The organism is Microbacterium californiense, assembly GCF_047246625.1.
Taxonomy (GTDB): Bacteria; Actinomycetota; Actinomycetes; order Actinomycetales; family Microbacteriaceae; genus Microbacterium.
In genome coordinates, this window is sequence record NZ_JBFOKQ010000001.1 from 2,172,136 (window position 1) to 2,195,154 (window position 23,019).

Genomic DNA, 23,019 nt, shown 5'->3' on the forward strand with positions numbered 1-23,019 from the left:
CGCCGTGCCCGGATGCGGGCCGACGGCGTGTCCTGACCTCTCGCGGCGCGGCGGCTCAGGAGTCGGTGACGCTCCGCACGTGCGCCATCGCCGGCCCCTCGAGCGTCTGCGACAGCCACGCGAACTCGGCGAAGCTGCGTGCGCCCGGCCAGTCGGCGGGGAGCATCGACGGCGGAAGGCCGGGATCGAGGTACGGGAGCATGCGCCAGCGGTCGATCAGCTGTACGTACGCGGGGAACGGCTCGGCCGGCAGCGCCGTGAGCGACTCCTGGAACCGCCGGTGCTCCTCGGCGAGGGCGTCGAGGTCCCACCACGCGGCGGCTGCCGCCTCCGGGGTGCCCGCGGTGACCGGCATGCCCGCGGGGAACACGATCACCCACTGCCGCGCCCCCACCTCGTCGACGATCTGGAGCACCTCGTCCTGCAGGTGCCCGGGGCAGATCCAGAGCGCCGACGACACGACACCCGCACCGATCCAGTGCAGCCGCCGCCGGAGCTGGTGCCGCACCGCCCGTTCCGTCTCGGGGATCGAGAACGACACGAGGCACCAGCGGTCGGCATCGGTCATCTGCCGCATCCGGAAGATGCGGCGATCGCCCCGCTGCAGCATCGCGAGAGCCGCGGGATTCAGGCGGTACCCGATCGCTCCGTCGCGCTCGGCGAGCAGCAGCCCCTTCTGCTTGAGACGGGCGATCGCGGTGCGGGCCTGCGCAGGCGGGATGCCGAGGTCCGCGGCGAGCGTGACGAGATGCGCCGCCGAGATCCAGCCGCCGAGCGGGCGCAGGAACAGCCCGACCACGGTGCGCAGCAGCGAGGCCGTGCTGCCGGGACGCGCGTCGATGTCGTCGACGACGGCGTCGGATGCCGCGGCCCCGACGACCGTCCTCGGCGGTGCGGCCACGACGCTCCCGGATCCGGTGGTCATGCGCGAAGCGCGTCGCGCACGGCGAGGACGCCGGTGATGGTCTCGACGTGCGACGTGCTCAGCGGCGAGAGACCGAGGCGGATGCCGTCGGGGAAGCGGAAGTCGGGGATCACGCCGTCCGCCCACAACCGCTGCGTGACCTCGCGGAAGTCGGGGTGCCCGATCGTCACATGGCCGCCGCGGAGCTCCGCGTCGCGAGGGCTCAGCAGCCGCACGCCCAACGGCGCCAGCTCCGCGTCGACGGCGCGCACCGCGAGATCCGTGAGCGAGCGCGACTTCTGCCGCACGGCCGTGATCGACGCCTCCTCGATCAGGTCGAGCATCCCCTGCATCGCCAGCATCGACATCACCGGAGGCGTGCCGCTGAGCAGCTGGCGGATGTCTGCCGCCGGGGCGTACGCCGGCCCCATCGCGAAGACGTCGGCGGCACTCCACCAGCCCTGGATGGGCTGGTTCAGGGTGCCCTGGTGCGCCCGGTTGAGGTACGCGAACGCCGGCGACCCGGGGCCGCCGTTCAGGTACTTGTAGGTGCAGCCCACCGCCATGTCGACGCCCCACGCATCGAGTTCCAGGGGGATGACGCCCGCGGAGTGGCACAGGTCCCACATCATCAGCGCGCCCGCGGAGTGCACGGCATCCGTGATCCCCGGCATGTCGGCCAGCGCGCCGGACCGGTAGTCGACGTGGCTCAGAGACACCAGCGCCGTCCGGTCCGACAGCTGAGCGGCGACGTCGGCGACGCTCACACCGAGGATCGGGTCGGGCTCCAGCCACCGCACCGTCATGCCGGTCTCGGCGGCGACGCCCTCGGCGAGGAACCGATCGGTGGGGAAGTTGCCGATCTCCATCACGAGTTCCGTGCGGCGCGGGTCGGCGGCCGCCGCCGCGCGCAGGAGCTTGTAGATCAGCACGCTCGTGGAATCGGCGACGACGGTCTGACCTGCGGCGGCGCCGAGCGCGACGCGGCCGATGCGGTCCCCGAGCTCCATCGGCAGCGCCATCCACTGCTCGTCCCAGGAGCGGATGAGCCGCGTGCCCCAGTCCTCGCGCACGAACTTCGCCACCTTCTCGGGGAAGTCCCGCAGCGGGCGGCCGAGAGAGTTGCCGTCGAGATAGGCCTGCACGCCCGGGGCGTCGGCGAACGCGGCGAGGTGGTGACGCAGCGGATCGGCGGCGTCGAGGGCACGGGCGGTGTCGAGCAGAGCGGTCATGTCACACCTTCAGGTCAGCCGCCGTGAGGCGGCGGGCGCGGAGCGGATCGGCGGTCGCGGGCGACGCGCCGGGGAAGAGCAGCAGCGGGGCATCGGGCTCCCGCGGGTCGAGCGGGTCGAGGGCCCGCAGCAGGGCGTCGCCGACGACCCCCGCCTCACGCAGCGCCGCGATCTCGGCGGGGCTCACGTCGACCGGGGTCGGGCCGTTGCCCATGTCGGTGCCGTACAGCACCGAGCCGCCCGCGGCGTGGAAGCGGCGGACGTTGTCGATCGCGATCGCCCGGGCGTCGGGGTCGTGGACGGCCAGTGTCGAGATCCAGGAGGCGGATGCCGCCTGCTCCGCGATGTCGTCGTCGTCGAGCCGCTCGGTGAACGGTGCGTGCGCGAGGCGTGGGGCGCCGAGACGCACGACGCGCTGCGCCTCGCCCGGCCCCTCGGCGTGCACGATCACGGCGAGGCCGTGCGCCGCGGCGAGGTCGACCACGGCGGCGAAGAGCTCGGTGCCGAAGACCGGTCCGGCCACCGTGTTGCTGGTGATCTTCACGGCGGACGCGCCGGCATCCGCCATCTCCGCCACCGCCGCGGAGGCCTCGTCCGGGTCGGCGATCTCGCGGAACGAGCCCTCGGGCGCCCAGACCCGGTCGGTCGGATAGCCGCCCGGCGCGGTCAGGAAGGCGCCGGCGAACTCGATGCGCACGCCGTCGCGACCGGCGGAGGCTCGCTCCTCCTCGGATGCGGCGGGGGAGTCGGAGGGAGCGCTCGCGGCCGGAGTCCCCGAGGAGCGGTGGGCCGCCGCGATCCGGACGATCTCGGCGAGGTTCGCGCCAAGGTCGACCACGCGACCCAGCGCCGAGCCGGCGAGACCCGACGTGTCGACGAGCTGCAGGTGCACGTGGTGATCCGTGAAGCCGCCGCTCACGACGCCGTCCAGCCGCGCGAGACCGTCGGTCGCGACGTCGGTGCGCAGCAGCATCCGTCCCTCGACGACCTCGAGCGCGCCCTCGCGCCACTTCCCGCCGTCGAAGAACGTCGCCGCGCGCATCAGGCGCCGATCTCCGTGCGCACCGTGTACAGCTCGGGGAAGAACGTCAGATCGAGCGCGCGCTGCAGGAAGCCGACGCCGCTCGATCCGCCGGTTCCCACCTTCATGCCGATCGTGCGGGCGACGGTCTTGAGGTGACGGAAGCGCCAGAACTGGAAGTTGTCCTCGAGGTCGACGAGGTCCTCGCAGGCCTCGTAGAGGTCCCAGTACCGGCCCGGGTCCTGGTAGATCTCGCGGATCGCGGGCACTAGCGCGGGGTTCTCGCGGTATGGCTCGCGCACGTCGCGGTCGAGGATCTCGGCCGGCACGGGGAGCCCGCGACGGGCCGCGAAGCGCAGGAACTCGTCGTACAGCGTGGGCTTCATCCATTCGGCGGTGAGCAGCGCCAGGTGCGCGGGGTGGTCGCGGAACACGCTGAGCATCTTCTCGTTCTTGTTGCCCAGGGCGAACTCGACCGCCCGGTACTGCACCGACTGGAAGCCGGAGGAGTTCCCCAGCGCGCCGCGGAACTGCGCGTACTCGGTGGGGGTGAGGGTCGCGAGCACCGACCACTGCTGCGTCATCACGTCCTGGATCCGCTTGACCCGCGCGATGCGCTTGAGCGCCTCGCGCAGGTCGTCCTGTGCCAGCAGCTGACGGGCCGACGACAGCTCGTGCAGCAGCTGCTTGAGCCACAGCTCGGTGGTCTGGTGCTGGATGATGAACAGCATCTCGTCGTGGTGCTCGGGATCGCTGACCGGATGCTGCGCCGTGAGCAGCTGGTCGAGCGCGAGGTACGACCCGTAGGTCATCCGTCCGGAGAGGTCGGTGACGATGCCCGCTTCGAGCGCGCGCTCGTTCTCGTCGGTGGTCATGAGTGCCTTCCGTCGGAGGATGGGAACAACATATAACGAACGTGCCGGTCGTCACAATCCTGAAATGTCCGTGCGTCTCCCGGTTCCCGTCCGGCTCCGCCCACTACCGTCGAGGGATGGGAGACAGCATCGACGCGCGCACCTTCACGCGCCAGGACCGCACGAGATTCCGAGCGAAGACCGAACGCTGCCTCGACGCCCTCGGCACGATGCTGGCCGACGGACGCTTCGAGGCCACCGAGCCCCAGCTGGGGCTGGAGATCGAGCTCAACCTCGTCGATGAGCACGGCGACCCCGCCATGGCCAACGATGCGGCCCTCGAGGCCATCGCCTCGCCCGCGTTCCAGACCGAGCTCGGACGCTTCAACATCGAGGTCAACGTCGCCCCGCGTCCGATCGACGGGTCGCACCTGCGCGACCTCGAGGCCTCGCTCCGCGCCGCCATGACCGCGGCCGACGACCGGGTGCGCGCCGCGACCGGCGACTCGATCGCCATGATCGGGATGCTGCCGACGCTCGACGAGCACCACTTCACGGAGCGGTGGATCTCGGCCGACCCGCGCTACGACCTGCTCGGGCAGCAGGTGCTCGCGGCGCGCGGGGAGGACATCGAGCTCCAGCTCGACGGAGCGCCGCTCGGCGACGGCCGTCGGGAGAGCCTCGACATCGTCACCGACACGATCCTCCCCGAGGCCGCCTGCACCTCGGTGCAGCTGCACCTGCAGGTCGCCCCCGACGACTTCGCCGCGTACTGGAACGCGGCCCAGTCCATCGCCGGGGTCCAGGTCGCGCTCGCCGCCAACTCGCCGTTCTTCGCCGGCCGCGCCCTGTGGCACGAGACCCGCATCCCGATGTTCGAACAGGCCACCGACACCCGCTCGCAGGAGCTGAAGAACCAGGGCGTGCGCCCGCGCGTGTGGTTCGGCGAGCGCTGGGTCACGTCGATCTTCGACCTGTTCGAGGAGAACTCGCGCTACTTCCCGTCGCTGCTGCCCGCGCTGAGCGACGAGGACCCCTTCGCGGAGATCGAGGCGGGGCGCGCTCCCTCGCTCGCCGAGCTGCGCATGCACAACGGCACCGTCTACCGCTGGAACCGTCCGATCTACGACGTCGCCGACGGCCGCGCGCATCTGCGCGTCGAGAACCGCGTGCTCCCCGCGGGCCCGAGCGTCGTCGACGTGCTCGCCGACACCGCCTTCTACTACGGCCTCGTGCACACCCTCGCCGAGGCCGAGCGGCCGCTGTGGACGCAGATGAGCTTCGATGCCGCGGCCGAGAACCTGCACGCGGGCGCCCGCGACGGCATCGATGCCCGCCTGTACTGGCCCGAGGTCGGCTGGGTGAGCCCGCGCGAGCTCGTGCTGCGGCGGCTGCTGCCGATGGCCGCCGAGGGGCTCGACGCGTACGGCGTGGCGCCGGAGGTGCGGGACCGGTACCTCGGCGTCATCGAGCAGCGGTGCGTCACCGGACGCAACGGCGCCGTGTGGCAGCGCGATGACGTCGTGGCCCGCGAACAGGCCGGCGCCGGCCGGTCCGACGCGCTGCACGGCATGCTGGGCGCATACCTCGAGCGCGCCCAGTCCGGCGAGCCCGTGCACACCTGGGACCACTGAGCCCCGGGTGCTCCCCTCAGCGCGTGGTGTGCGCGTCGAGGAAGTCGAGGGTCTTCTGCAGAGCGGTCCGGGCCTCGGGCAGGTCGAGATGGAACTGGTACTCGTGGGGGAGCGCGGGCTCGTGCGGCGCGGGCCAGAACTGGGTCGTCACGTCGACCCCCAGTTCTTCGAGCCGCTGCGCCAGCGGGACCGACTGCAACCAGGTGAGGCCGTCGCCGTTGCCGCCCGAGATGTAGGTCGTCGGAAAGTCCTTCGTGACCCAGTCGACCGTCGACATGGTGGCGCCGGTCGCGTCCTCCGCCCAGGTCTTCGTGCCCGAGTACGCCCACATCGCCGACTTGAAGCCCCACCCTGCGATGCCGTCGAGCTCGGCGAGGGCGGCGAGGTCGTAGACGCCGCAGTTGAGCACCGTCGCGACGAGCTGGTCCGCGCCGATCGCCGGCGTGATGTCCATGAGGTCCGCGTAGTCCGGGCTCGTCACGAGCGTCGCCATCTGGCTGGCCAGCTGCGCGCCGGCGGAATCGCCCGCCAGCACGATCTGCGAGGCGTCCACTCCGAGCTCCGCGGCGTGCGCGTCGATGTAGGCGAGGGCGTCGTTCAGTTGATGCACCGCGAGCGGGTACACGCCTTCGGGGCCGATCGTGTAGTTCAGGGCGATCGTGGTGTAGCCCTCGCCGGCGAGGATGCGCAGGTAGGGGTCGACGTTCTCCTTCGACCCCGAGATCCAGGCGCCGCCGTGGATCCACACGATCGTCGGCAGGGGACCGGCGGCGGATGCCGGGGCGAAGACGTCCATGGTGGTGTCGGCGCCCTTGTCGCCGTACGCCACGTCGAGCGTCTCGGTGAGCTTCGTGTCGGGAACGTGCTTGTCCATCTCCGCGGCCGTCTCGTCGCCGCCCTTGGTGAACACCGCGCGGATGATCATCGCCGAAGGCCAGGGTGAGAGCGCGCCGACGACGGCGACGACCGCCGCGACCGCCGCGATGCATCCGACGGCGATCCTCGTGCGGCGCCACGGGCGACGGACGTTCTTCGTGCGGGTGGACTCGTTCTCGGGCGCGCTCGCGGTCATACGGAAACCCCTCTCCGCGCACCAGTGTGGCAGTATTCCTCACCGCGGCGCGCGCTGGGGCGTCGGCCTCACCCGAGTCTCATCCCCCGTCGGCCGCCCGCGTTCCCGCCCGCGCCCGCCAGCCCGTTCCTGTGCTGCGTCAGCGTGACGCCAGCACGGTCGCGGTGTCGCTGATCGCGATCTGCGGCGGATACAGCTCCATGACCCGGATCGCCGCCGCGTGGTTCTCGGCCGTCGACCCGGCGCAGGCGTCGGCGGCGACGGTGACGTGCGCTCCGGCATCCGCGGCGGCCAGGGCTGTCGAGAGGACGCAGCAGTCCGTCGCGACCCCCGCGAGCACGACGCGGGCGCCGCGGCCGACGATCCGCTCGATGTCGTCGCCCCACTTGCCGAACGTCGGACGGTCGAGCGTGGCCAGCGGCGACAACCCCTCGGCCCCGGGGACGAGGGAGTACAGCGGGTCGCTCGCGGGTCGATCGGCGAAGGGCCAGGCCGCGAAGTAGTCGCCCCACGAGGTGGCACGGTCGGCCGTCGGCATCCACCGGGTGACGAGCACGCGCTCGCCGAACGCCGTTGCCAGTGCGCGGATGCGCGGCAGCGCGTCGGCGAAGAACGGCGAGCCCCACGGGGAGTCCGGTGCCGCGAAGATTGCCTGCGGGTCGATCACGACCAGCCAGGGTGCTGCGTCCCCCGCGTTCGCCGCGCGGATCACACCGCCTCCTGCCGCCGGATCCTGCCCGCTCGCGCGACGTACGTGACGAGGAACGACAGCACCAGCGCGAAGAACACGCCGAGGTTCGCGTAAGCCCACTCGCCGTCCTTGCCGCCGATGAGGAACAGCAGGTAACCCTGCCAGTTGTTCCACGGCGCGTCCTCGGCGAAGTTGTTCACGACCAGGCCCCAACCGACGATGCTCGTCACGACCATGGTGCCGATCGAGATGCCGTCCCAGGCCCCGTAGCGCCCGTTCGCGTCGAAGAGCGCGAGCTCGTCGTAGTTCTTGCGGCGGCGCAGGATGTCGGCGATCAGGATGCCGGCCCACGCGGCCAGCGGCACCCCGAGGGTGATCAGGAAGCTCTGGAACGGACCGAGGAAGTCCGTCGCGAAGAACACCACGAAGATCGTGCCGATCGTGAGGATCACACCGTCGATGGCCGCCGCCGACGGCCGGGGGATGCGGATGCCGAGGCTGAGCAGCGTCAGACCCGAGGAGTAGATGCCGAGCACCGCTCCCGAGACGAGCGCCAGGACGGCGGTGAGCAGGAACGGGACGAGCACCCAGCCCGGCAGGATCGTCGCGAGCGCCCCGATCGGGTCGGCCTGCACGGCCAGGAAGAGGTCGTCGTTCGACCCCGCGAGCAGCAGGCCGAAGATCACGAGCAGCACGGGGGCGACGGAGCCGCCGATGGTGTTCCACGCGACGATCGAGGCATCCGAGGCCGTGCGCTTCTGATAGCGCGACCAGTCGGCGGCGATGTTGATCCAGCCCAGGCCGAAGCCGGTCATGACCATCACCAGGGCGCCGATGACCGGACCGATGCCCCCGTCGGGGCGCGCCATCACGGCCTCGAGGTCGATGCTCGGCGCGGCGAGGACGACGTAGACGACCGTGACGGCGCCGGTGATCCAGGTGAGCACCGACTGCAGGCGCATGATCGTGTGGTAGCCGAGCACGGAGGCCGCGACGATCAGCGCCGCGACGATGACCGTCGCCGTGATCTTCAGCGCGATGCTGTCGCCGTCGCCGCCGAGCTGCGTGATGACGGTCGCCGTGGCGAGCACGGCCATGATGGCCAGGAACGTCTCCCAGCCGATCGACGTCAGCCACGACACGATGCCCGGCACCTTCTGCCCGTGCACCCCGAACGCCGCGCGCGAGAGCACCATCGTCGGTGCCGAGCCGCGCTTGCCGGCGATCGCGATGAGCCCGCACAGCAGGAACGACACGACAATGCCGATCACCGAGACGAGGGTCGCCTGCCAGAAGGAGATGCCGAAGCCGAGGACGAACGATCCGTACGACATGCCGAACACCGACACGTTCGCCGCGAACCACGGCCAGAACAAGTCGCGGGGCTTCGCGGTGCGCTCGGATTCGGGGATGATCTCGATGCCGGCGCGTTCGATCAGCCCGGCCGTGGTCTGCGTCATCCTCTCATCCTGGCACCGACGGCCGACATCCGCGTCAGGAGCGGATCACCCGCGGAAGAACGCTCCGGCGACGCCCGTGAGGTCGTGCAGGTCCGAGACGCCGGCGAGCTCGCGCGCGGAGTGCATCGACAGGATCGGAATGCCGACGTCCACGGTGCGGATGCCGAGGCGGGTCGCGGTGAGGGGGCCGATCGTGGAGCCGCACGGCACGGCGTTGTTCGAGACGAACTCCTGCGTCACGACACCGGCGCGCTCGCACCAGGCGTGCCAGGCGGCCGCGCCGACGGCATCCGTCGCGTACCGCTGGTTGGCGTTGATCTTGAGGATCGGTCCCGAGCCGAGCACGGGCTGCACGACTGGGTCGTGCTTGGCGACATAGTTGGGGTGGACGGAGTGGCCGACGTCGCTCGACAGGCACCACGACGCGGCGAACGACCGACGCCGCTCGGAGGCGTCGGCGCCCAGGCCGTCGGAGATGCGCCCGAGCACGTCCTCGAGGAACGGGCCCGCCGCTCCCGACCGCGAGGAGGAGCCGAGCTCCTCGTGATCGAACGCCGCGAGCACGGCGATCGGTCCGCCGTCCTGCGTGTCGAGTGCGGCGATGGCGACGGCTCCGGCATGCACCGACGCGAGGTCGTCGAGCCGGCCGGAGGCGAAGAACGCGTCGTCCTTGCCGAACACCGCCCCGCGCGCGGTGTCGGCGATCACGACGTCGTACCCGCGGATCGCGGCGGCGTCGACGCCGGCCGACGCCGCGAGCTCGCCGAGCAGGTCCGCCTCGGACGGATCGCCCAGACCCCAGACGGGCTGCGTCTGGTACTGCTTGTCGAGCGTGAGCGCCTTGTTCGCCTCGCGGTCCAGGTGGATCGCGAGCTGCGGCAGACGCAGCAGGGCGCCCGTGTCGGCGAGCACCACGCGGCCGTCGGCGAGCGCGAGCCGGCCGGCGAGACGCAACTCGCGGTCGAGCCAGGAGTTCAGGAGCGGGCCGCCGTAGACCTCCACGCCGGCCTGGAGCCAGCCGCGGACGCCCGTGGTCGGCTGCGGCTTGAGCTTGAAGCCGGGGGAGTCGGTGTGCGCCCCGAACACGTGCACGGGCGTGGTGGGGGTGGCATCCGCGGGCACCACCCAGGCGATCATGGCGCCGTCGCGCACGACGAGGAACCGCCCGCCCGGCTGCGAGGGCCACGCGTCCTCCTCGTTCAGCCGTGTGAACCCGGCCTCCTCCAAGCGGCGCGCCGTCTCGGCAGCGGCGTGGTAGCTCGAGGGGGAGGCGGCGACGAAGTCGGCGAGGTCCTCGGCATGGGCGAGGGCGACCGGGGTGACGGGCATGGAGAAGCCTTCCTGCAGACGGACGTCTTCGAGCGTACCCGTGCGGGTCAGCTCTGCCGGAGCGGGCCCACCGGTCGCAGGCTCTCGGCGTGGAAGGCGAGGAGCTTCACGGCTGCGGCGACGGCCGCGTCCATGATCTCCTCTGGCTCCCCGGAGAGCGCCAGCATCCGGTTGCCGGTGCCGTCGCTGCTCGACCAGCCGAGGTACACGGTTCCCGCCGGGTGCCCGTTCTCCGGTCCCGGGCCGCCCACCCCCGTGGTCGCGACGCAGAGGTCGGCGTCGAACAGCCGGCGGCCGCCCTCCGCCAGCTGCTCGGCGCACTCCGCCGACGTCGGGTCGAGGCCGGGGGTGACCCCGAGGATGCGCTCCTTCTCCTCCGTCTGGTACGCGACGATGCCGCCGCCGAACCACTCCGAGGCGCCCTCGCCCGCGCCGATCGTGCTCGCGAGGCGTCCCGACGTCAGGGATTCGACCACGCACAGGCGGACTCCCCGCTCCTGCGCGAGCTCGCTGAGACGCGTCAGGACCTCCTCCGGGACCTCGGTCTCGGCCACCGCCTGCTCGGCGTCGCCCGTCTGCTCCGTCTCCTCGGTCGCGTCGGCCGCGTCGGCCACGTTCGTCTCCTCCACCGGAACTCCCTGCTGTGTCTGTCGTGTGCTGTTCCGCCTCGGCGCCGTCACCGGCGGGGCGTCCACCGCCACGGTCCGCGGATGCGCCGGGGATCCCGATGGCGTACCGCCACGATAGACAGGCCCTCGATCCGCCGATGGGGGATTGACAACGAGCCGTGCCGACGTCAAGCCCCTGCGCCGCGGGGCCCCGCCGTCGCATGCTCCTGGCGAGGGAACGGAGGACACCCATGACGGAGACCGACGGCGGAACGGCCGGGATGCGCGCCGTGTTCTGGACGTGGATGACGATCATCGGCGGCGGGCTCGCCGTCATGATCGCGATCGCGGCCGGAGGGCGCTGATGCGCCGGGCACTGCGCGACAACGGGCTCAGCCTCTTCTTCCTCGCGCTGTTCGTGCTCGCGCTGTGCGGGCAGGCCGTCGCGGGGTTCGCGCGGGAGAACGCCGAGCTCGCCGACCACGGGCGACCGCCGCTGGGGTTCGGCGAGTTCGTGTCGTCGTCGTCGTTCCTCGTCGACGTCGCCGAGAACTGGCAGTCCGAGTTCCTGCAGTTCTTCCTGTTCATCGCCGCGACGATCTGGTTCGTCCAGCGCGGCTCGCCCGAGTCGAAGAAGCCCGGCGACGAGGGCGTGGGGACGGATGCCGAGCAGCTCATCGGCCGTCATGCGCGGACCGGATCACCGCGCTGGGCGACCGCGGGGGGATGGCGCACGACCCTCTACAGCAACTCGCTGCTGCTCGTGATGGGGGCGATCTTCGCACTGTCGTGGTTCGCGCAGTCGCTGGCGGGTCTCGTGGTGATGAACGAGGAGAACACCCTGCACGGCGCCCCGTCCGTGACCTGGCTCGACTACGTCGCCTCGCCGGACTTCTGGGACCGCACGCTGCAGAACTGGCAATCGGAGTTCCTGGCCGTCGGAGCCATGGTCGCCTTCTCGATCTATCTGCGTCAGCGCGGGTCGGCCGAGTCCAAGCCGGTCGGCACGCCGCATCGGGTGGCCGCCGTCGAATCGGAGTGACGCCGAGGTCGGCCCGGGACGGAACGAAGCGGGGGTCGCGACGCGTGACGTCGCGACCCCCGCTTCGTGATCCGCGTCAGCGGTCGGCGTCGGGCTTCTCGGCCGAGTCCGAGTCGGCGGGCTCCGGCGTGCGGGGTGCGGGGCCGTCGGGGGCGGGCTCGATATCCGGCGCCGGGGCCGCATCCGTGCCCGCCGCGTCGTCGCTGTAGTCGGGGCGCGCCGGCTGCAGCGGCTGGTCGTCGTACTCGCCGCCCTTGCGTCCGCCGTACGGGCGGCCGTGGTCGGCGAACTCCTCGCGGTGGAACACCAGGGTCCAGGGGCCGGCCGTGAAGTGCGCCCCCGTGCGGAGGGTCTGCGTCGAGTCACCCGGGTGCGTGGCATCCGCGTCGGTGTTGGCGTTGGTCTCGCCGTGCCCGTGCAGGCTCAGCACGTACTCGTCGCGCTCGTCGTGCGTGATCGTCGCGTGGACCGGGTCGGTGTCCGCGAGCCGCAGCTCGTTCCCGGCGGCCGACCCGACGCGGACGACGTCGGCCTCGAGCAGGAACTCGCTGCGCTCTCCGTCGCGCGTGATCCGGAGCTTCGGCTCCCCGGCGCCCCATTCGGCATGGGTGGTGGTGGGGGTGTAGCCCTCGGAGTTCGATCCGGAGCTCGATCCGGTGTCCGATCCGGTGGTCGATTCTTCCATCTGTCGTCGCCTCCTCGGCAGTAGGGATGACCACTCTAGAGCGTCGCGCCGAATCGTCCCAAGGGCTTGACTTGGCCCCTCCGACATGCGTGATTCCGCGGAAGTCGCCGTGTCACACCACGTGTCGGCGGGAACCGCCAAGAGGCAATACGCTACCGGAGGGAGGGTCGTCCGAGGGGCCGGGTCGGACGATGTCGACAGCCGAGCAAGGAGCAGTGCGAATGGGCAAGTTCATCTACGAGGGCAGCGTCAAGACCGAGATCGAGGACCGGGCGCTGACGCACCTGCAGCTCGTCATCACGGCCAAGCTGCGTCGCGGCGAGCCCTTCCCGTTCAGCTGGCGCGAGGACGCCAGCGTCGGCGGCGGCCGCACGACGGTGTGGATCCAGCCCGGCAGCTCCCTCGTCTACAAGTACTTCGGCTCGCGTCAGCCGTCGGTCAACCGGGCGTGGGTCGAGGCCCTCGCGTTCACGGCGAACGCTCCGAGCGGGCTGTACCTGGTGCCCGAGCCGAGCGAGACCGGCGAGCCCGCGGGCGGCGACGCCGCGGCACCGGCCTGAGGCTCGCGCCCGCGGCACGAGCCTGTCAACCCCCTTGGTGCGCCGGGTCACTCCCGGCATCGTCGTCAGCCCCGACACGAAACTGAGGTGAACCGATGACCGAGAACACCAACGACCCCCGCGACGCGCACCGCGAGGAGGGCTTCCCGGCCCAGGAGCAGGACCAGCCGGGTCACACGGCGGAGACCCACCCCGACCCGGATCACGGCGAGTCGTCCTACGTCGGCCACGGCCGTCTCGAGGGGCGTCGCGCGCTCATCACCGGCGGGGACTCGGGCATCGGCCGCGCCGCCGCCATCGCGTTCGCCCGAGAGGGCGCGGACGTCGCGATCGTGCACATGCCGGAGGAGCAGGCGGATGCCGACGACACGGTCCGCCTTATCCGGGAGGCGGGGCGTCAGGGCGTCAGCCTGGCCGGTGACGTCCGCGACGAGGGGTTCGCCACGTCGATCGTCTCGGAGACCCGGCGCCAGCTCGGAGGACTCGACGTCCTGGTGCTGAACGCCGGGTACCAGCACGACATCGAGGGCTTCGATGCGCTGGAGACCGACAAGATGCGGCGGGTGTTCGCCACCAACCTCGAGGGCATGGTCTACACGGCCCGCGCCGCGTACCCGGAGCTGCCCGAGGGGGCGAGCATCATCGTCACGGCGTCGGTGCAGGCGTACAACCCGTCGCCGGGTCTCGTCGACTACGCGATGACCAAGGCCGCGCAGGTCGCCTTCGTGAAGGCGCTCGCGCAGGAGGCCGGCTCCCGCGGCATCCGCGTCAACGCCGTCGCCCCGGGTCCGATCTGGACGCCGCTGATCCCCGCCACCGGGTGGGACGAGGAGCGCCTCGCGAGCTTCGGGCAGGACACCCCGCTCGGTCGCGCCGGGCAGCCGGCGGAGCTCGCCGGGGCCTACGTGTACCTCGCCTCGGAGGAGTCGTCCTACACCTCGGGCACGGTGCTGGCGGTGACGGGCGGCAAGCCGCTCTGATCCGCGGAGCTACGCTGGAGACGTGCAGTCTCCCGCGTCGCCCCGCCCGCTCACGGGCGTCGCCCTCGTCATCGGCTCGTGCCTGTCGCTGCCGTTCGGCGCGGCCGTGGCGGCGCAGCTCTTCCCGGTCCTCGGCCCATGGGGCGTGACGTCGCTGCGGGTGGCGATCGCCGCGCTCCTGCTGCTCGTGATCGTGCGGCCGCGTCCCCTCCGGTGGACGCGGCCGCAGTGGATCGCGGTGCTGCTCTTCGGCCTCTCGCTCGCCGCGATGAACGGCTTCTTCTACGCCGCGATCGACCGCATCCCGCTGGGTCCTGCGGTGGCCATCGAGTTCCTCGGGCCACTGGTGCTGGCCGCGGTGCTGACGCGGCGCGTGTCGGACGCGGTCTGGGTCGGCGTCGCCGTGCTGGGCATGAGCCTCCTGTTCGTCGACGGCGTGGTGGGGGCGGATCCGCTGGATCCTCTCGGCGTCGTGTTCATCCTCATCGCGGCGGCGTTCTGGGCGATGTACATCCGCACCAGCGCCCGCGTCGGGGCGTCGATCCCGGGCAGCGGCGGCCTCGCGATGGGGCTCGCGGTCGCCGCTGTGCTGCTGATCCCCGTCGGCGTGCCCACGGTCGGCACGGTCGTCGCCGCGCCCCACCTGCTGCTCCTCGCCGCCGTGACGGCCCTGCTGTCCTCCGTGATCCCGTACAGCTTCGAGCTCGCGGCGCTGCGCCGCCTTCCGCAGCGCGTGTTCGGCGTGCTGCTGAGCCTCGAGCCGGCGTTCGCGACGCTCGCGGGCTGGCTCGTGCTCGGCCAGAGCGCCACGCCGCTGCGGATGCTGGCGATCGCCCTGGTCGTGGCGGCGAGCGCAGGGACGACCCTCGGCATCCGCCGCCGCCGCGAACCGGACGTCTTCACCGCGCCGATACCGCTCCCCGACTGACGGATCCTCCCGATCGCGCGGATGCCGAGCCGGGCAGCGGGTAGCGGCGGCGCAGCAGCACGCGCTGGACCAGCGTCCAGGCGACCGTGACGGTCAGGTAGAGCGCCGCGGCGAGGGGCACGAACACGGCGAACACGGCGGTCAGGTGGGGCAGGATGCCGAGAGCGCGCTGCAGGCCGATCGAGTTCAGCGGCGAGTCGCCCTCGACGGGCGCCGGCCGGAACACGCGACGGGTGACCTCGGCGACGACGGTCATGACCAGGAGCAGCACCCCGAACACGGCGAGGGTCGCCGGGGTGGCCGTCCCGCCGAACACGGCCGACACGAGACTGGTGCCCAGCGGAGCGCCGAACAGGTCGTGCGCGAGCAGCGCGTTGGGGTGTCCGGCGATCTCCGGCCGCAGGAAGAGCGTGTAGAGGATGCCGACGACCGGCGCCTGCGCGAGCACGGGGAGCATCCCGGCGAACGGCGACGTGTTCTCGTCGCGGTACAGCGCCAGCGTCTCGCGCTGCAGGCGTTCGGGGTTCTTGCGGTGACGGCGCTGGAGCTCGCGCAGGCGAGGGGCGAGGCGGGCGCGGGTCTGCTCCGCCTTCGCCTGGGAGAAGCCCACCGGGATCAGCAGGGAGCGCACCAGGAGGGTGACGAGCACGACCGCGAGCGCGGCGGCGGATGCCCCGGCGAGCGGCTCGAGGAGGGTGGAGAGGCCGAGGAGGGCGCCGTAGGCGGCGTCCAGGAGCGCGGCGACGGGAGGGAAGGCGAAGAGGTCCATGAAGAGTCCGTTCAGAGTCGGGGAGGGTCGGCGGAAGCCGCGCGGTCCCCTGCTCGGACGGACTACGCGGCGAGGGCCGTCCCCGGCGCTCGCGGACGCGGATGTCCGGCGGCATCCGGATCGCTCTGGGTGAGGAGCGCAGACGCGTCGATCGCCCGCAGCGGATGCGGGGCGCCGGCGTCGAGAGCGGGCCCGACGCTCAGCACGACGGCGACGATCAGGGCGGCGACGGCGACCAGCGCGATCGCGACGCCGAGGGTCGCGGCATCCGGCACCGAGACGAGCCCGAGCGCGGCGAGCATCACGCTCAGCACCTGCTCGAACCACTCGTTCATCGCGTCCCGTCCCCGTCGGTCTTCTCGCGAGCGTACCACCGGCGCCCGGGCGCGAGGGCAGGCGTAGGGTCGGAGCATGAGCGACCTGCGCGACCTCCTCGGCATCCAGCATCCGATCATTCAGGGGCCGTTCGGCGGCCTGTCATCGGTCGGCCTGGCCGGTGCGGTGAGCGACGCCGGCGGGCTCGGGTCGTTCGGCCTGTACGGCTACGACGCGGATCGGATCCGGTCGACCGGTGCCGCGCTGAAAGCCGCGACCGAGCGGCCGTTCGCGCTCAACGTCTGGCTCCCGACGGGCGACGAGGTGGAGCCGAACGCGCAGCACGCGATGTTCGCGCAGGCCCTCGCGCCGTTCTACGAAGCGGTCGGGGTCGAGGCGCCCGTGCGTCCGGAACGGTACGTGCCGCCGCTGGAGGAGCAGCTCCACGCCGTGTGGGAGGTCGTCCCCGCCGTGCTGAGCGTGGTCTTCGGCGTGCCGAGCGCCGAGACCGTGGAGCAGGCGCGCGCGCTCGGCATCCGCGTGGTCGGCACCGCCACGACCGTCGCCGAGGCCGTCGCGCTCGCCGAGGGCGGGGTCGATGCCGTGGTCGCGACGGGGATGGAGGCCGCGGGGCACCGCGTGTCGTTCCTGCGCGCGGCCGAGGATTCGCTGGTCGGCACCCTCGCGCTGGTACCCCAGGTGGTCGACGCCGTCGACGTGCCGGTGATCGCCGCTGGCGGCATCGCGGATCGGCGCGGCGTCGCGGCGGCCTTCGCGCTGGGCGCCTCGGGGGTGCAGGTCGGAACGGCGTTCCTCGCGACCGCGGAGTCGGCGGCGACCGACGCGCATCGCGCCGCCATCCGCACCACCGCCGCCGACGAGACGGTGCTGACGCGCGCGATGAGCGGCCGCCTCGCCCGTGGTGCCCGCAACCGTGCGGTGCGCGCGATCGAGGCGAGCGGCACGATCGCGCCCTTCCCGATGCAGAACTGGCTCACCGGGAGGTTCCGGACCGCCGCCGCGGAGCAGGGTCTGGTCGAGCTGCAGTCGCTGTGGATGGGGCAGGCGTCGCCGCTCGTGCGCCACGCCACCGCGGCCGAGGTGTTCGCCGAGCTCGTCGCCGGAGTGCCGGAGCGGTGACCGTTGCTCCTGGCCATCGAGATGGCTAACCTGGCCAGATGAGCTCTCACAACGTGCTGGACGCCCGCAACAGCCTGTCGCGGCTCATCGCGGCCTCGCAGGCGGGCGAAGAGGTCGTCATCACGAAACGCGGCGCGCCGGTGGCGAAGATCGTTCCGGTCGGACCGATCGACGTGGTGAAGAGCGGGCGGCTCCTCGTCGACTGGATCGACACGAACCCCCTGCCGTCGAGGCTCCGCCGCAGCATCGCCGAGCTCGAAGCGCAGATCGACGAGAGTCGGGACGCCTGGGAGTGATCTACCTGGACTCGTGCATCCTGATCTACGCGCTCGAGGACCGGGGAGAACGGGGAGATGCGATCCGGCGGTCCCTCGCAGACGTCGATGTCGCCGTCGCCTCCAGCGCTCTCGCGCTGCAGGAGTGCCTCGTAGGCCCCCTCCGCGATCGCAACGTCGAGCTGCGGGACCACTACCTCGCACTCTTCGCCCGCATCGAGAACATCGCCCTCGACACGGCGGCCTTCATCCGGGCCGCCGAGTTGAGAGCGGACTTCGCCCTCAAGACGCCGGACGCCCTGCACCTCGCCGCCGCGCAGCTGGCCGGATGCACCGAGCTGTGGACCGACGACGAGCGCCTGGCCGCCGCGTCGCGCGGTCTCGCGGTCGACGTCGTCGGCTAGAGGATCACGGTGGAGCGGCCGTGCACGATCACGCGGTCCTCGGCGTGCCACTGCACGGCACGGGCGAGCACGAGACGCTCGACGTCGGCCCCGCGGCTCTGCAGCTCGGCGGCCGACTCGGAGTGCGTCACGCGCGTGACGTCCTGCTCGATGATCGGGCCCTCGTCGAGGTCGGCGGTCGCGTAGTGCGCCGTGGCCCCGATCAGCTTCACGCCGCGCTCCTTCGCCCGCGCGTACGGATTCGCGCCGATGAAGGCGGGCAGGAACGAGTGGTGGATGTTGATGACCGGCGCCCCGAGGCGCTCGATGAAGTCGTCGGTGAGGATCTGCATGTAGCGGGCGAGCACGACGAGGTCGACGTTGCCCTGCAGCAGCTCCAGCTGGCGTGACTCCATGGTGGCCTTGTCGCCCGAGGGAATGTGCACGAACGGCACGCCGAACGAGCGCACGGCCTCCGCGAGGTCGGGGTGGTTGGAGACGACCATCGTGATGTCGATGTCGAGCTGCCCGCGCTGGGTGCGCCACAGCAGCTCCATGAGGCAGTGGTCGTACTTCGAGACGAAGATCGCGACGCGCTTGCGCCGTGACACGTCGTGCAGCGACCACTCCATCGTGAAGCGCTCCGCCACCGCGGCGATGCTCGCCTCGAGCGCGGGACGAGCCGCGGCCAGCCCCTCGAGGTGCAGCACGGTGCGCTGGAAGAAGCGCCCTCCCTCGGCATCCGTCGAATGCTGATCGAGCGAGATGATGTTCGCGCCGTGCTCGGCCAGCACTCCGGCGACGGCCGCGACGATGCCGGGCTGGTCGTCGCAGGCGATCAGAAGGCGAGCGGTATCGGGCTGTGACATGACGTCTCCTCTGGGGTGTGCATCGATTCTGCCGTGGATGCCGCGGTGGGGGCGAATCGGCGCGACGGTGTGGCTAGCCTGGAGGGATGCACGCGACGACCTCGGATCTGCTGACCCGCGCGGTCGCCGAGCTCGCGCAGGCGCCGAAGGAGGGGCTCGGCGAGGAGCGTGAGTCGCGCTGGCGCGGCCGTCGCATCGTCCGCGTCGGCGCGGCCTGGCATCTCGGGGTGCTTCTGCTGACCGACACGCATGCGCTGGCGACCGCGGAGGTGCTGCGTGCCGCCGACCCCGGGCGCCGCGGGTACACGGCGGAGTCGGCGCGTGAGCGCGCGGCCCGTCGGGCGGAGGCCCTGCGCGGCGGCTTCGGCGAGGGCGAGGTCGTGCACGTCGGATGGAGCGTGATCGACGTGCAGGCGGTGGATGCCGGTGGCTCCTCGGGTCCGCTGGCCCTCATCGACGGCGTGCCCTCCGTGCGCTGGAGCACGGCCGGCGGATACATGCCTCTCGAGACGTACCTGCGCGAGCGCGTGGCGCTGCTGCGCGACGCCACCGCCTGAGTCGGCGTTCGGGTCAGAGCGCCGCGTCGGCCCGGAAGGCCTCGGGCAGCGGCTCGGCGAACGTCTGCGCGAAGCGGCGCAGCAGGGCGGCGCCCTCGGTGACCGAGGCGGCGAGCACCTGGCCCTGCACGCGGTCGAACTCGGCCGGATCGAAGTACCCCGTCGTGCGGTAGAACGTCATGCGATCCGCGAAGTCACGCGGCGTGGGCTCCGGGTGGAACTGCGCCGCGTACAGGTGCGAGCCCACGCGGTACGCCTGCACGGGGCACGCGTCGTTGGTGGCGAGCAGCGTCGCGCCGGGCGGGGTGGCCACGGCGCTCTCCTTGTGCGCGGTGAACACCGTGAGGGCGGGGCCGCTGGGGCCGAAGACGGGATCGGATGCTCCGGCTGCGGTCGTGCGGATCACTGTCGCGCTCGCCGACTCGGGGGTGCTCGTCGTGACCTCGCCGCCGAGCAGCCGGGTCACGACGCCGATACTGAAGCAGGTGAAGAAGACGGCGAGATCGCCGGTCATCGCGCGGTGCGCCAGCCGTTCGAGGTCGGCCTCCACGCGCCGCTGCACGGACGACTTGTCGGTGTCGGTGACGTTGAAGGGCGAACCGCCGACCACGATGCCCCGGTACCCGTCGAGCGGCACGGCGTCGAGCGGGCGCTCGAGCAGGTCCAGGCGGTCGACCACGTCCGCGCCCAATGCCCGACGGAACGACGCGTGCTCGGCATCCGCCGCCCCGATCTCGGGTCGCACGCAGACGTAGAGAAGCGAGGACATCAGGAGATTCTAACGAGAACCCGGGATGCGGCCGGACGCGCCCGTCGCAGTCATCGCGACGAGTTCGCGGTGCGGCCCCGCACGATGCCGACGAACGTCTCGACGTCGGGCGTGGTGCGCTCGCGCATCCAGGCCAGCGCGACGGTGGAGATGGGGCCGTCGCGGAGCGGGCGCTGGTCGACGTCCTTGCGGCGGTGCAGCCGCGCGAGCGACATCGGGACGACGACGATCCCCACGCCTGAGGCGACCGTCGCGATCGCGTCTTGCGTGGAGAGCGCCCCGAACCGCGGGGCGAGCGTGCCCGGCAGGGCGTGGGCCGGCAGCGCGTCGTCGGCGAGAGGGAGCAGCGTCTCGCCGACCAGGTCGGCCGCGCTCAGCTCCTCGGCCGCGTGCAGGTGCGAGTCCATCGGAGCCACGACCACCGGCACCTCGTCGTACAGCGGGATGAGGTGCAGCGCCGGGTCGTCGAGGGGGAGCCGCACGAGCGCCGCGTCGACGTCGCGCACGGCCCGGGCCTGATCGGTGACGGCGAGGGGCACGAGCTCGAGCGGCACGTGCGGCATCCGCTGTTTCCACGCGTCGATCCACTTGCCCGGCGTCGCACCCGGGACAGCGCCGAGGCGGAAGGTGCGCGCCTCCTCGGGTGCGGGTGCGGGTGCGGGCGCGTCGAAGACGACCTTCTCGCGGGGCGCCCGGCCGGACTTCTTGGGCGGCGCCGCCGACCTCTTCGCGACGGGTCGTCGCGCGGGTCGTCTTCCGTGAGTGGCCATGCGCTCAGGGTATCGGTCGCCCGCCGGCGGGGTGGCGCGGCGGGCGTCGAGCGGGGGTCGCTCAGGCGGCGAGCCAGAGCCCCTTGGGGTCGGTCGCGACCGTGAGGCCGGCGGCGACGGTCTCGTCATCGCCGATGCGCGCGCCCCGGACGATCCGCGCACCCGCGCCGATGTCGGTGCGGACGCCGATGTGCGCGCCGTCACCGACGGCTGCGCCCTGCCCGATGTGCGCGTGCGCGTCGATGTGCGCACCGTCGCCGATCACGGCATCCGGTTCGATCCATGCGCCGCGGGCGATGGTCGCCCCGGCGCCGACGCGCACGCCGGGTTCGACGTACGCCCCCGCCTCCACGTGCGCCTTGGGGTGCACCTTGGCACCATGCGCGACGAGGCCGCGCCCATTGGCATGCTTGCGGTACCTCAGCGTCGCACCCTGGTCGTTCTCGATGTCGACGTAGTTCTTGCCCACGATTCCTCCCGTGTTCCGGAGTTTCCCCGGATATATCAACAACCACTGAGGGGAGGATTTCATTCCTTCAAATGAATCCGCTTCACCGTTGACAAACAGGGCACCAGAATGTGATGCGTTCGCGCGTCGGGTCGGCGCCCTGCTCGCCCCGGCGGATCAGGGTGCCGCAGCGTCGGCACGGTCGGCCGGCGCGTCCGTACACCCACGTGGCCTGTCCGGGGCGGTCGACGCCGGTGAAGGTGCGGTTGCGGCGGTCGCGGTTGGCGCGGATCGTGCGCACGCCCAGGTCGAGCAGCGCCGCGACGTCGACCTCGGGCGCGGGCGTGGTCGGCAGCACGCCGCGGAGGAACAGCAGCTCGGCCGCGTACTCATTGCCGAAGCCCGCGACATTGCGCTGATCGAGCAGGGCGACATGGATGCTGCGGCTGTCGGCGCTCAGGCGACGGACGGCCTCCGCGCCATCCCAGTCGGGGCCCAGCGGATCCGGGCCCAGGTAGCCGACGAGGTCGTCCTCGTCGCGTGTGGGGACCAGCTCGATCTCGGCCAGGTCGACGCCCACGGCCTCGCGCTCGGCCGTGCCGACGATCGCACGGACCTTGAAGGCCGGATGCCGCCACTTCTCACCCGGTCGGTAGACGAACCAGGCGCCGTCCATGCGCAGATGCGAGTGCAGGGTGCTGTCGCCGATGCGGAGCAGGAGGTGCTTGCCGCGGGGCACCGCCGCGTGCACGCGCTGGCCGGTGAGGTCGGCGGTGGCGAACCGGGGCACGCGGAGGTCGAAGCGCGTGACGTCCGCCCCCGCGAGCGCCTCGCCGAGGCGGCGCGCGGTGCGGAAGACGGTATCACCCTCGGGCATCAGCGGACGCCGTCGGGGAACGGGGCGGCGGGGGCGCCCGGCGCACCGGGGCCGGGAAAGGGGTGGGGCGGTACGTCGGGCGCCGGGGCACCGAGGGCGCGGTGGGCGCGCTCCTGCATCGTGCGGGCCAGCACGGTCGACCCGGCGACGGCAGCGGGCATGACGGCGATGGCACCGCCCGGCACGAGGTAGCAGAGCTGTGTGGCGACGCCGAAGCCCAGCACGCGGGCCCGGCTGCGCGAGAACAGCATCGCGCGGTCGGCCGGGCTGAGATCGCGGGCGTCGAAGGCCCGGCCGGTGAGCTCGCGCGCGAGCAGGCGTCCCGAGAGGATCACGCCCAGCACCGGCCCGACGAACCCGCCGATGAGGGGGAGGAGCCCGGCGAGGAAGACGATCACCGCGATCAGCAGGCCCAGGAGGACGAGCCGGAGCCCTTCGCCGACCGTCGTCCAGAACCCTCCGCCGTCGGCCGGCGGCGCCTCGCCGAGGTCGCGCTCCACGGCATGCCAGATGCGCTGGTAGAAGGGGTCGCCGATCGTGAGGGTCAGGGCGGTGAACACGGCGCTGGCCAGGGCGAGTCCGCCGACGACGAGTGCGACGCCGACGGCGAAGCGGAGCAGTCCCCGCCAGGGCTCCAGCCAGCCGTCGGCGAACGGCGTCGCCCAGGCGGAGATCGCCCCCGCGTTGAGGGCCAGAGGGATCAGCGCCGCCGCGAGCAGGAGCACCGCGAGGAGCGCGGGCACGAGCCCGAGGGCCATGAGTCCGGGTCGCGTGCGCCACAGGCCGAATCCGCGGAACAGGAGGCCGACGCCGGCGGTGAACTCTCGGATCATGGTTTCAGCGTACG

At 72.1% G+C, this 23,019-nt stretch carries 27 protein-coding genes; 9 read left to right on the plus strand and 18 right to left on the minus strand.

Going from position 1 to position 23,019, the window contains the following annotated elements; translation table 11 throughout:
• Positions 1–55 precede the first annotated feature (55 nt).
• From AB3M82_RS10375 to AB3M82_RS10390, 4 genes are read right to left on the minus strand one after another with little or no spacing between them, the layout of a single operon-like run.
• Entirely contained in the window at positions 56–925 is an 870-nt protein-coding gene (locus tag AB3M82_RS10375; protein ID WP_412957691.1) for a PaaX family transcriptional regulator, read from the minus strand.
• A complete protein-coding gene (locus AB3M82_RS10380; RefSeq protein ID WP_412957694.1) occupies positions 922–2,136 on the minus strand; it encodes a kynureninase in 1,215 nt (404 codons plus the stop codon). Before AB3M82_RS10380 ends, AB3M82_RS10375 begins: the two co-directional genes overlap by 4 nt.
• Before the next feature lies 1 nt (position 2,137).
• Positions 2,138–3,178, minus strand: a complete 1,041-nt coding sequence (locus AB3M82_RS10385; RefSeq protein ID WP_412957697.1) for an amidohydrolase family protein — start codon at positions 3,176–3,178, stop codon at positions 2,138–2,140.
• Positions 3,178–4,032, minus strand: a complete 855-nt coding sequence (locus tag AB3M82_RS10390; RefSeq protein ID WP_412957699.1) for a tryptophan 2,3-dioxygenase — start codon at positions 4,030–4,032, stop codon at positions 3,178–3,180. Before AB3M82_RS10390 ends, AB3M82_RS10385 begins: the two co-directional genes overlap by 1 nt.
• 116 nt (positions 4,033–4,148) lie before the next feature.
• Here AB3M82_RS10390 and AB3M82_RS10395 point away from each other — a divergent pair, with 116 nt between their 5' ends.
• Positions 4,149–5,645 (plus strand): glutamate-cysteine ligase family protein, encoded by a 1,497-nt coding sequence (locus AB3M82_RS10395; RefSeq protein ID WP_412957701.1) that lies wholly within the window; start codon positions 4,149–4,151, stop codon positions 5,643–5,645.
• Positions 5,646–5,661: 16 nt separating this feature from the next.
• Here the strand turns inward: AB3M82_RS10395 and AB3M82_RS10400 are convergent, their stop codons facing one another.
• From AB3M82_RS10400 to AB3M82_RS10420, 5 genes are all read right to left on the minus strand, one after another.
• Complete coding sequence (locus tag AB3M82_RS10400) at positions 5,662–6,717, minus strand: alpha/beta hydrolase (RefSeq protein ID WP_412957703.1); 1,056 nt, start codon at positions 6,715–6,717, stop codon at positions 5,662–5,664.
• Between the two features lie 139 nt (positions 6,718–6,856).
• Entirely contained in the window at positions 6,857–7,429 is a 573-nt protein-coding gene (locus AB3M82_RS10405; protein ID WP_412957706.1) for a cysteine hydrolase family protein, read from the minus strand.
• Positions 7,426–8,868, minus strand: a complete 1,443-nt coding sequence (locus AB3M82_RS10410; RefSeq protein ID WP_412957708.1) for a purine-cytosine permease family protein — start codon at positions 8,866–8,868, stop codon at positions 7,426–7,428. Before AB3M82_RS10410 ends, AB3M82_RS10405 begins: the two co-directional genes overlap by 4 nt.
• A gap of 45 nt (positions 8,869–8,913) precedes the next feature.
• Complete coding sequence (locus AB3M82_RS10415) at positions 8,914–10,197, minus strand: M18 family aminopeptidase (protein ID WP_412957711.1); 1,284 nt, start codon at positions 10,195–10,197, stop codon at positions 8,914–8,916.
• A 47-nt stretch (positions 10,198–10,244) separates the two neighbouring features.
• Entirely contained in the window at positions 10,245–10,811 is a 567-nt protein-coding gene (locus tag AB3M82_RS10420; RefSeq protein ID WP_412957713.1) for a CinA family protein, read from the minus strand.
• Between the two features lie 358 nt (positions 10,812–11,169).
• Between AB3M82_RS10420 and AB3M82_RS10425 the strand changes: the two genes are divergently transcribed.
• The gene (locus tag AB3M82_RS10425; protein WP_412957716.1) at positions 11,170–11,847 is read left to right on the plus strand and encodes a DUF6766 family protein; all 678 of its coding nucleotides are present in this window, start codon (positions 11,170–11,172) and stop codon (positions 11,845–11,847) included.
• A gap of 76 nt (positions 11,848–11,923) precedes the next feature.
• Here AB3M82_RS10425 and AB3M82_RS10430 read toward each other — a convergent pair whose 3' ends face one another.
• Positions 11,924–12,532 carry a hypothetical protein gene (locus tag AB3M82_RS10430; RefSeq protein ID WP_412957718.1) on the minus strand — a complete coding sequence of 203 codons (609 nt, stop codon included), beginning with the start codon at positions 12,530–12,532 and terminating at the stop codon, positions 11,924–11,926.
• Positions 12,533–12,753: 221 nt separating this feature from the next.
• Here AB3M82_RS10430 and AB3M82_RS10435 point away from each other — a divergent pair, with 221 nt between their 5' ends.
• The 3 genes from AB3M82_RS10435 to AB3M82_RS10445 all read left to right on the plus strand — a co-directional run bounded on the left by AB3M82_RS10435 (position 12,754) and on the right by AB3M82_RS10445 (position 15,000).
• Positions 12,754–13,092 (plus strand): DUF7882 family protein, encoded by a 339-nt coding sequence (locus tag AB3M82_RS10435; RefSeq protein ID WP_412957721.1) that lies wholly within the window; start codon positions 12,754–12,756, stop codon positions 13,090–13,092.
• Positions 13,093–13,187: 95 nt separating this feature from the next.
• On the plus strand, positions 13,188–14,072 hold the full coding sequence (locus AB3M82_RS10440; RefSeq protein ID WP_412957724.1) for an SDR family oxidoreductase: 885 nt from the start codon (positions 13,188–13,190) through the stop codon (positions 14,070–14,072).
• 22 nt (positions 14,073–14,094) lie between these two features.
• A complete protein-coding gene (locus AB3M82_RS10445; RefSeq protein WP_412957727.1) occupies positions 14,095–15,000 on the plus strand; it encodes an EamA family transporter in 906 nt (301 codons plus the stop codon).
• Here AB3M82_RS10445 and AB3M82_RS10450 read toward each other — a convergent pair.
• The gene (locus tag AB3M82_RS10450) at positions 14,972–15,769 is read right to left on the minus strand and encodes a YidC/Oxa1 family membrane protein insertase (protein ID WP_412957730.1); all 798 of its coding nucleotides are present in this window, start codon (positions 15,767–15,769) and stop codon (positions 14,972–14,974) included. The two genes, AB3M82_RS10445 and AB3M82_RS10450, sit on opposite strands and share 29 nt — an antisense overlap.
• Before the next feature lie 62 nt (positions 15,770–15,831).
• Entirely contained in the window at positions 15,832–16,104 is a 273-nt protein-coding gene (locus AB3M82_RS10455) for a DUF6412 domain-containing protein (RefSeq protein ID WP_412957733.1), read from the minus strand.
• Between the two features lie 76 nt (positions 16,105–16,180).
• Between AB3M82_RS10455 and AB3M82_RS10460 the strand changes: the two genes are divergently transcribed.
• From AB3M82_RS10460 to AB3M82_RS10470, 3 genes are read left to right on the plus strand one after another with little or no spacing between them, the layout of a single operon-like run.
• A complete protein-coding gene (locus AB3M82_RS10460) occupies positions 16,181–17,224 on the plus strand; it encodes an NAD(P)H-dependent flavin oxidoreductase (protein ID WP_412957735.1) in 1,044 nt (347 codons plus the stop codon).
• A gap of 38 nt (positions 17,225–17,262) precedes the next feature.
• The gene (locus AB3M82_RS10465) at positions 17,263–17,520 is read left to right on the plus strand and encodes a type II toxin-antitoxin system Phd/YefM family antitoxin (RefSeq protein ID WP_412957738.1); all 258 of its coding nucleotides are present in this window, start codon (positions 17,263–17,265) and stop codon (positions 17,518–17,520) included.
• On the plus strand, positions 17,517–17,903 hold the full coding sequence (locus AB3M82_RS10470; protein ID WP_412957741.1) for a type II toxin-antitoxin system VapC family toxin: 387 nt from the start codon (positions 17,517–17,519) through the stop codon (positions 17,901–17,903). The genes AB3M82_RS10465 and AB3M82_RS10470 overlap by 4 nt, the downstream gene beginning before the upstream one ends.
• Here AB3M82_RS10470 and purU read toward each other — a convergent pair.
• Positions 17,900–18,751: a formyltetrahydrofolate deformylase gene (gene purU, locus AB3M82_RS10475; RefSeq protein WP_412957743.1), complete on the minus strand. Its 852-nt coding sequence runs from the start codon at positions 18,749–18,751 to the stop codon at positions 17,900–17,902. The genes AB3M82_RS10470 and purU overlap by 4 nt on opposite strands.
• 86 nt (positions 18,752–18,837) lie before the next feature.
• Here purU and AB3M82_RS10480 point away from each other — a divergent pair, with 86 nt between their 5' ends.
• A complete protein-coding gene (locus AB3M82_RS10480; RefSeq protein WP_412957745.1) occupies positions 18,838–19,308 on the plus strand; it encodes a glutaminase in 471 nt (156 codons plus the stop codon).
• A gap of 13 nt (positions 19,309–19,321) precedes the next feature.
• Here AB3M82_RS10480 and AB3M82_RS10485 read toward each other — a convergent pair whose 3' ends face one another.
• The 5 genes from AB3M82_RS10485 to AB3M82_RS10505 all read right to left on the minus strand — a co-directional run bounded on the left by AB3M82_RS10485 (position 19,322) and on the right by AB3M82_RS10505 (position 23,005).
• A complete protein-coding gene (locus tag AB3M82_RS10485; RefSeq protein ID WP_412957748.1) occupies positions 19,322–20,077 on the minus strand; it encodes a glutamine amidotransferase-related protein in 756 nt (251 codons plus the stop codon).
• A 50-nt stretch (positions 20,078–20,127) separates the two neighbouring features.
• Positions 20,128–20,847: a LysR family substrate-binding domain-containing protein gene (locus tag AB3M82_RS10490; protein WP_412957751.1), complete on the minus strand. Its 720-nt coding sequence runs from the start codon at positions 20,845–20,847 to the stop codon at positions 20,128–20,130.
• Between the two features lie 61 nt (positions 20,848–20,908).
• Positions 20,909–21,316 carry a DapH/DapD/GlmU-related protein gene (locus tag AB3M82_RS10495; RefSeq protein WP_412957753.1) on the minus strand — a complete coding sequence of 136 codons (408 nt, stop codon included), beginning with the start codon at positions 21,314–21,316 and terminating at the stop codon, positions 20,909–20,911.
• 82 nt (positions 21,317–21,398) lie between these two features.
• Positions 21,399–22,172: a DNA-formamidopyrimidine glycosylase family protein gene (locus AB3M82_RS10500; RefSeq protein ID WP_412957756.1), complete on the minus strand. Its 774-nt coding sequence runs from the start codon at positions 22,170–22,172 to the stop codon at positions 21,399–21,401.
• Positions 22,172–23,005 carry an EI24 domain-containing protein gene (locus AB3M82_RS10505; RefSeq protein ID WP_412957759.1) on the minus strand — a complete coding sequence of 278 codons (834 nt, stop codon included), beginning with the start codon at positions 23,003–23,005 and terminating at the stop codon, positions 22,172–22,174. Before AB3M82_RS10505 ends, AB3M82_RS10500 begins: the two co-directional genes overlap by 1 nt.
• Positions 23,006–23,019: the final 14 nt, after the last annotated feature.

Coding starts and splice junctions, on each gene's coding strand:
- AB3M82_RS10385 (WP_412957697.1), bottom strand. CDS start 3,178: ATGCGCGCGGCGACGTTCTTCGACGGCGGGAAGTGGCGCGAGGGCGCG.
- AB3M82_RS10480 (WP_412957745.1), top strand. CDS start 18,838: ATGCACGCGACGACCTCGGATCTGCTGACCCGCGCGGTCGCCGAGCTC.
- AB3M82_RS10465 (WP_412957738.1), top strand. CDS start 17,263: ATGAGCTCTCACAACGTGCTGGACGCCCGCAACAGCCTGTCGCGGCTC.
- AB3M82_RS10400 (WP_412957703.1), bottom strand. CDS start 6,717: ATGACCGCGAGCGCGCCCGAGAACGAGTCCACCCGCACGAAGAACGTC.
- AB3M82_RS10490 (WP_412957751.1), bottom strand. CDS start 20,847: ATGGCCACTCACGGAAGACGACCCGCGCGACGACCCGTCGCGAAGAGG.
- AB3M82_RS10450 (WP_412957730.1), bottom strand. CDS start 15,769: ATGGACCTCTTCGCCTTCCCTCCCGTCGCCGCGCTCCTGGACGCCGCC.
- AB3M82_RS10455 (WP_412957733.1), bottom strand. CDS start 16,104: ATGAACGAGTGGTTCGAGCAGGTGCTGAGCGTGATGCTCGCCGCGCTC.
- AB3M82_RS10415 (WP_412957711.1), bottom strand. CDS start 10,197: ATGCCCGTCACCCCGGTCGCCCTCGCCCATGCCGAGGACCTCGCCGAC.
- AB3M82_RS10430 (WP_412957718.1), bottom strand. CDS start 12,532: ATGGAAGAATCGACCACCGGATCGGACACCGGATCGAGCTCCGGATCG.
- purU (WP_412957743.1), bottom strand. CDS start 18,751: ATGTCACAGCCCGATACCGCTCGCCTTCTGATCGCCTGCGACGACCAG.
- AB3M82_RS10505 (WP_412957759.1), bottom strand. CDS start 23,005: ATGATCCGAGAGTTCACCGCCGGCGTCGGCCTCCTGTTCCGCGGATTC.
- AB3M82_RS10485 (WP_412957748.1), bottom strand. CDS start 20,077: ATGTCCTCGCTTCTCTACGTCTGCGTGCGACCCGAGATCGGGGCGGCG.
- AB3M82_RS10460 (WP_412957735.1), top strand. CDS start 16,181: ATGAGCGACCTGCGCGACCTCCTCGGCATCCAGCATCCGATCATTCAG.
- AB3M82_RS10390 (WP_412957699.1), bottom strand. CDS start 4,032: ATGACCACCGACGAGAACGAGCGCGCGCTCGAAGCGGGCATCGTCACC.
- AB3M82_RS10440 (WP_412957724.1), top strand. CDS start 13,188: ATGACCGAGAACACCAACGACCCCCGCGACGCGCACCGCGAGGAGGGC.
- AB3M82_RS10380 (WP_412957694.1), bottom strand. CDS start 2,136: ATGACCGCTCTGCTCGACACCGCCCGTGCCCTCGACGCCGCCGATCCG.
- AB3M82_RS10435 (WP_412957721.1), top strand. CDS start 12,754: ATGGGCAAGTTCATCTACGAGGGCAGCGTCAAGACCGAGATCGAGGAC.
- AB3M82_RS10425 (WP_412957716.1), top strand. CDS start 11,170: ATGCGCCGGGCACTGCGCGACAACGGGCTCAGCCTCTTCTTCCTCGCG.
- AB3M82_RS10410 (WP_412957708.1), bottom strand. CDS start 8,868: ATGACGCAGACCACGGCCGGGCTGATCGAACGCGCCGGCATCGAGATC.
- AB3M82_RS10500 (WP_412957756.1), bottom strand. CDS start 22,172: ATGCCCGAGGGTGATACCGTCTTCCGCACCGCGCGCCGCCTCGGCGAG.
- AB3M82_RS10375 (WP_412957691.1), bottom strand. CDS start 925: ATGACCACCGGATCCGGGAGCGTCGTGGCCGCACCGCCGAGGACGGTC.
- AB3M82_RS10395 (WP_412957701.1), top strand. CDS start 4,149: ATGGGAGACAGCATCGACGCGCGCACCTTCACGCGCCAGGACCGCACG.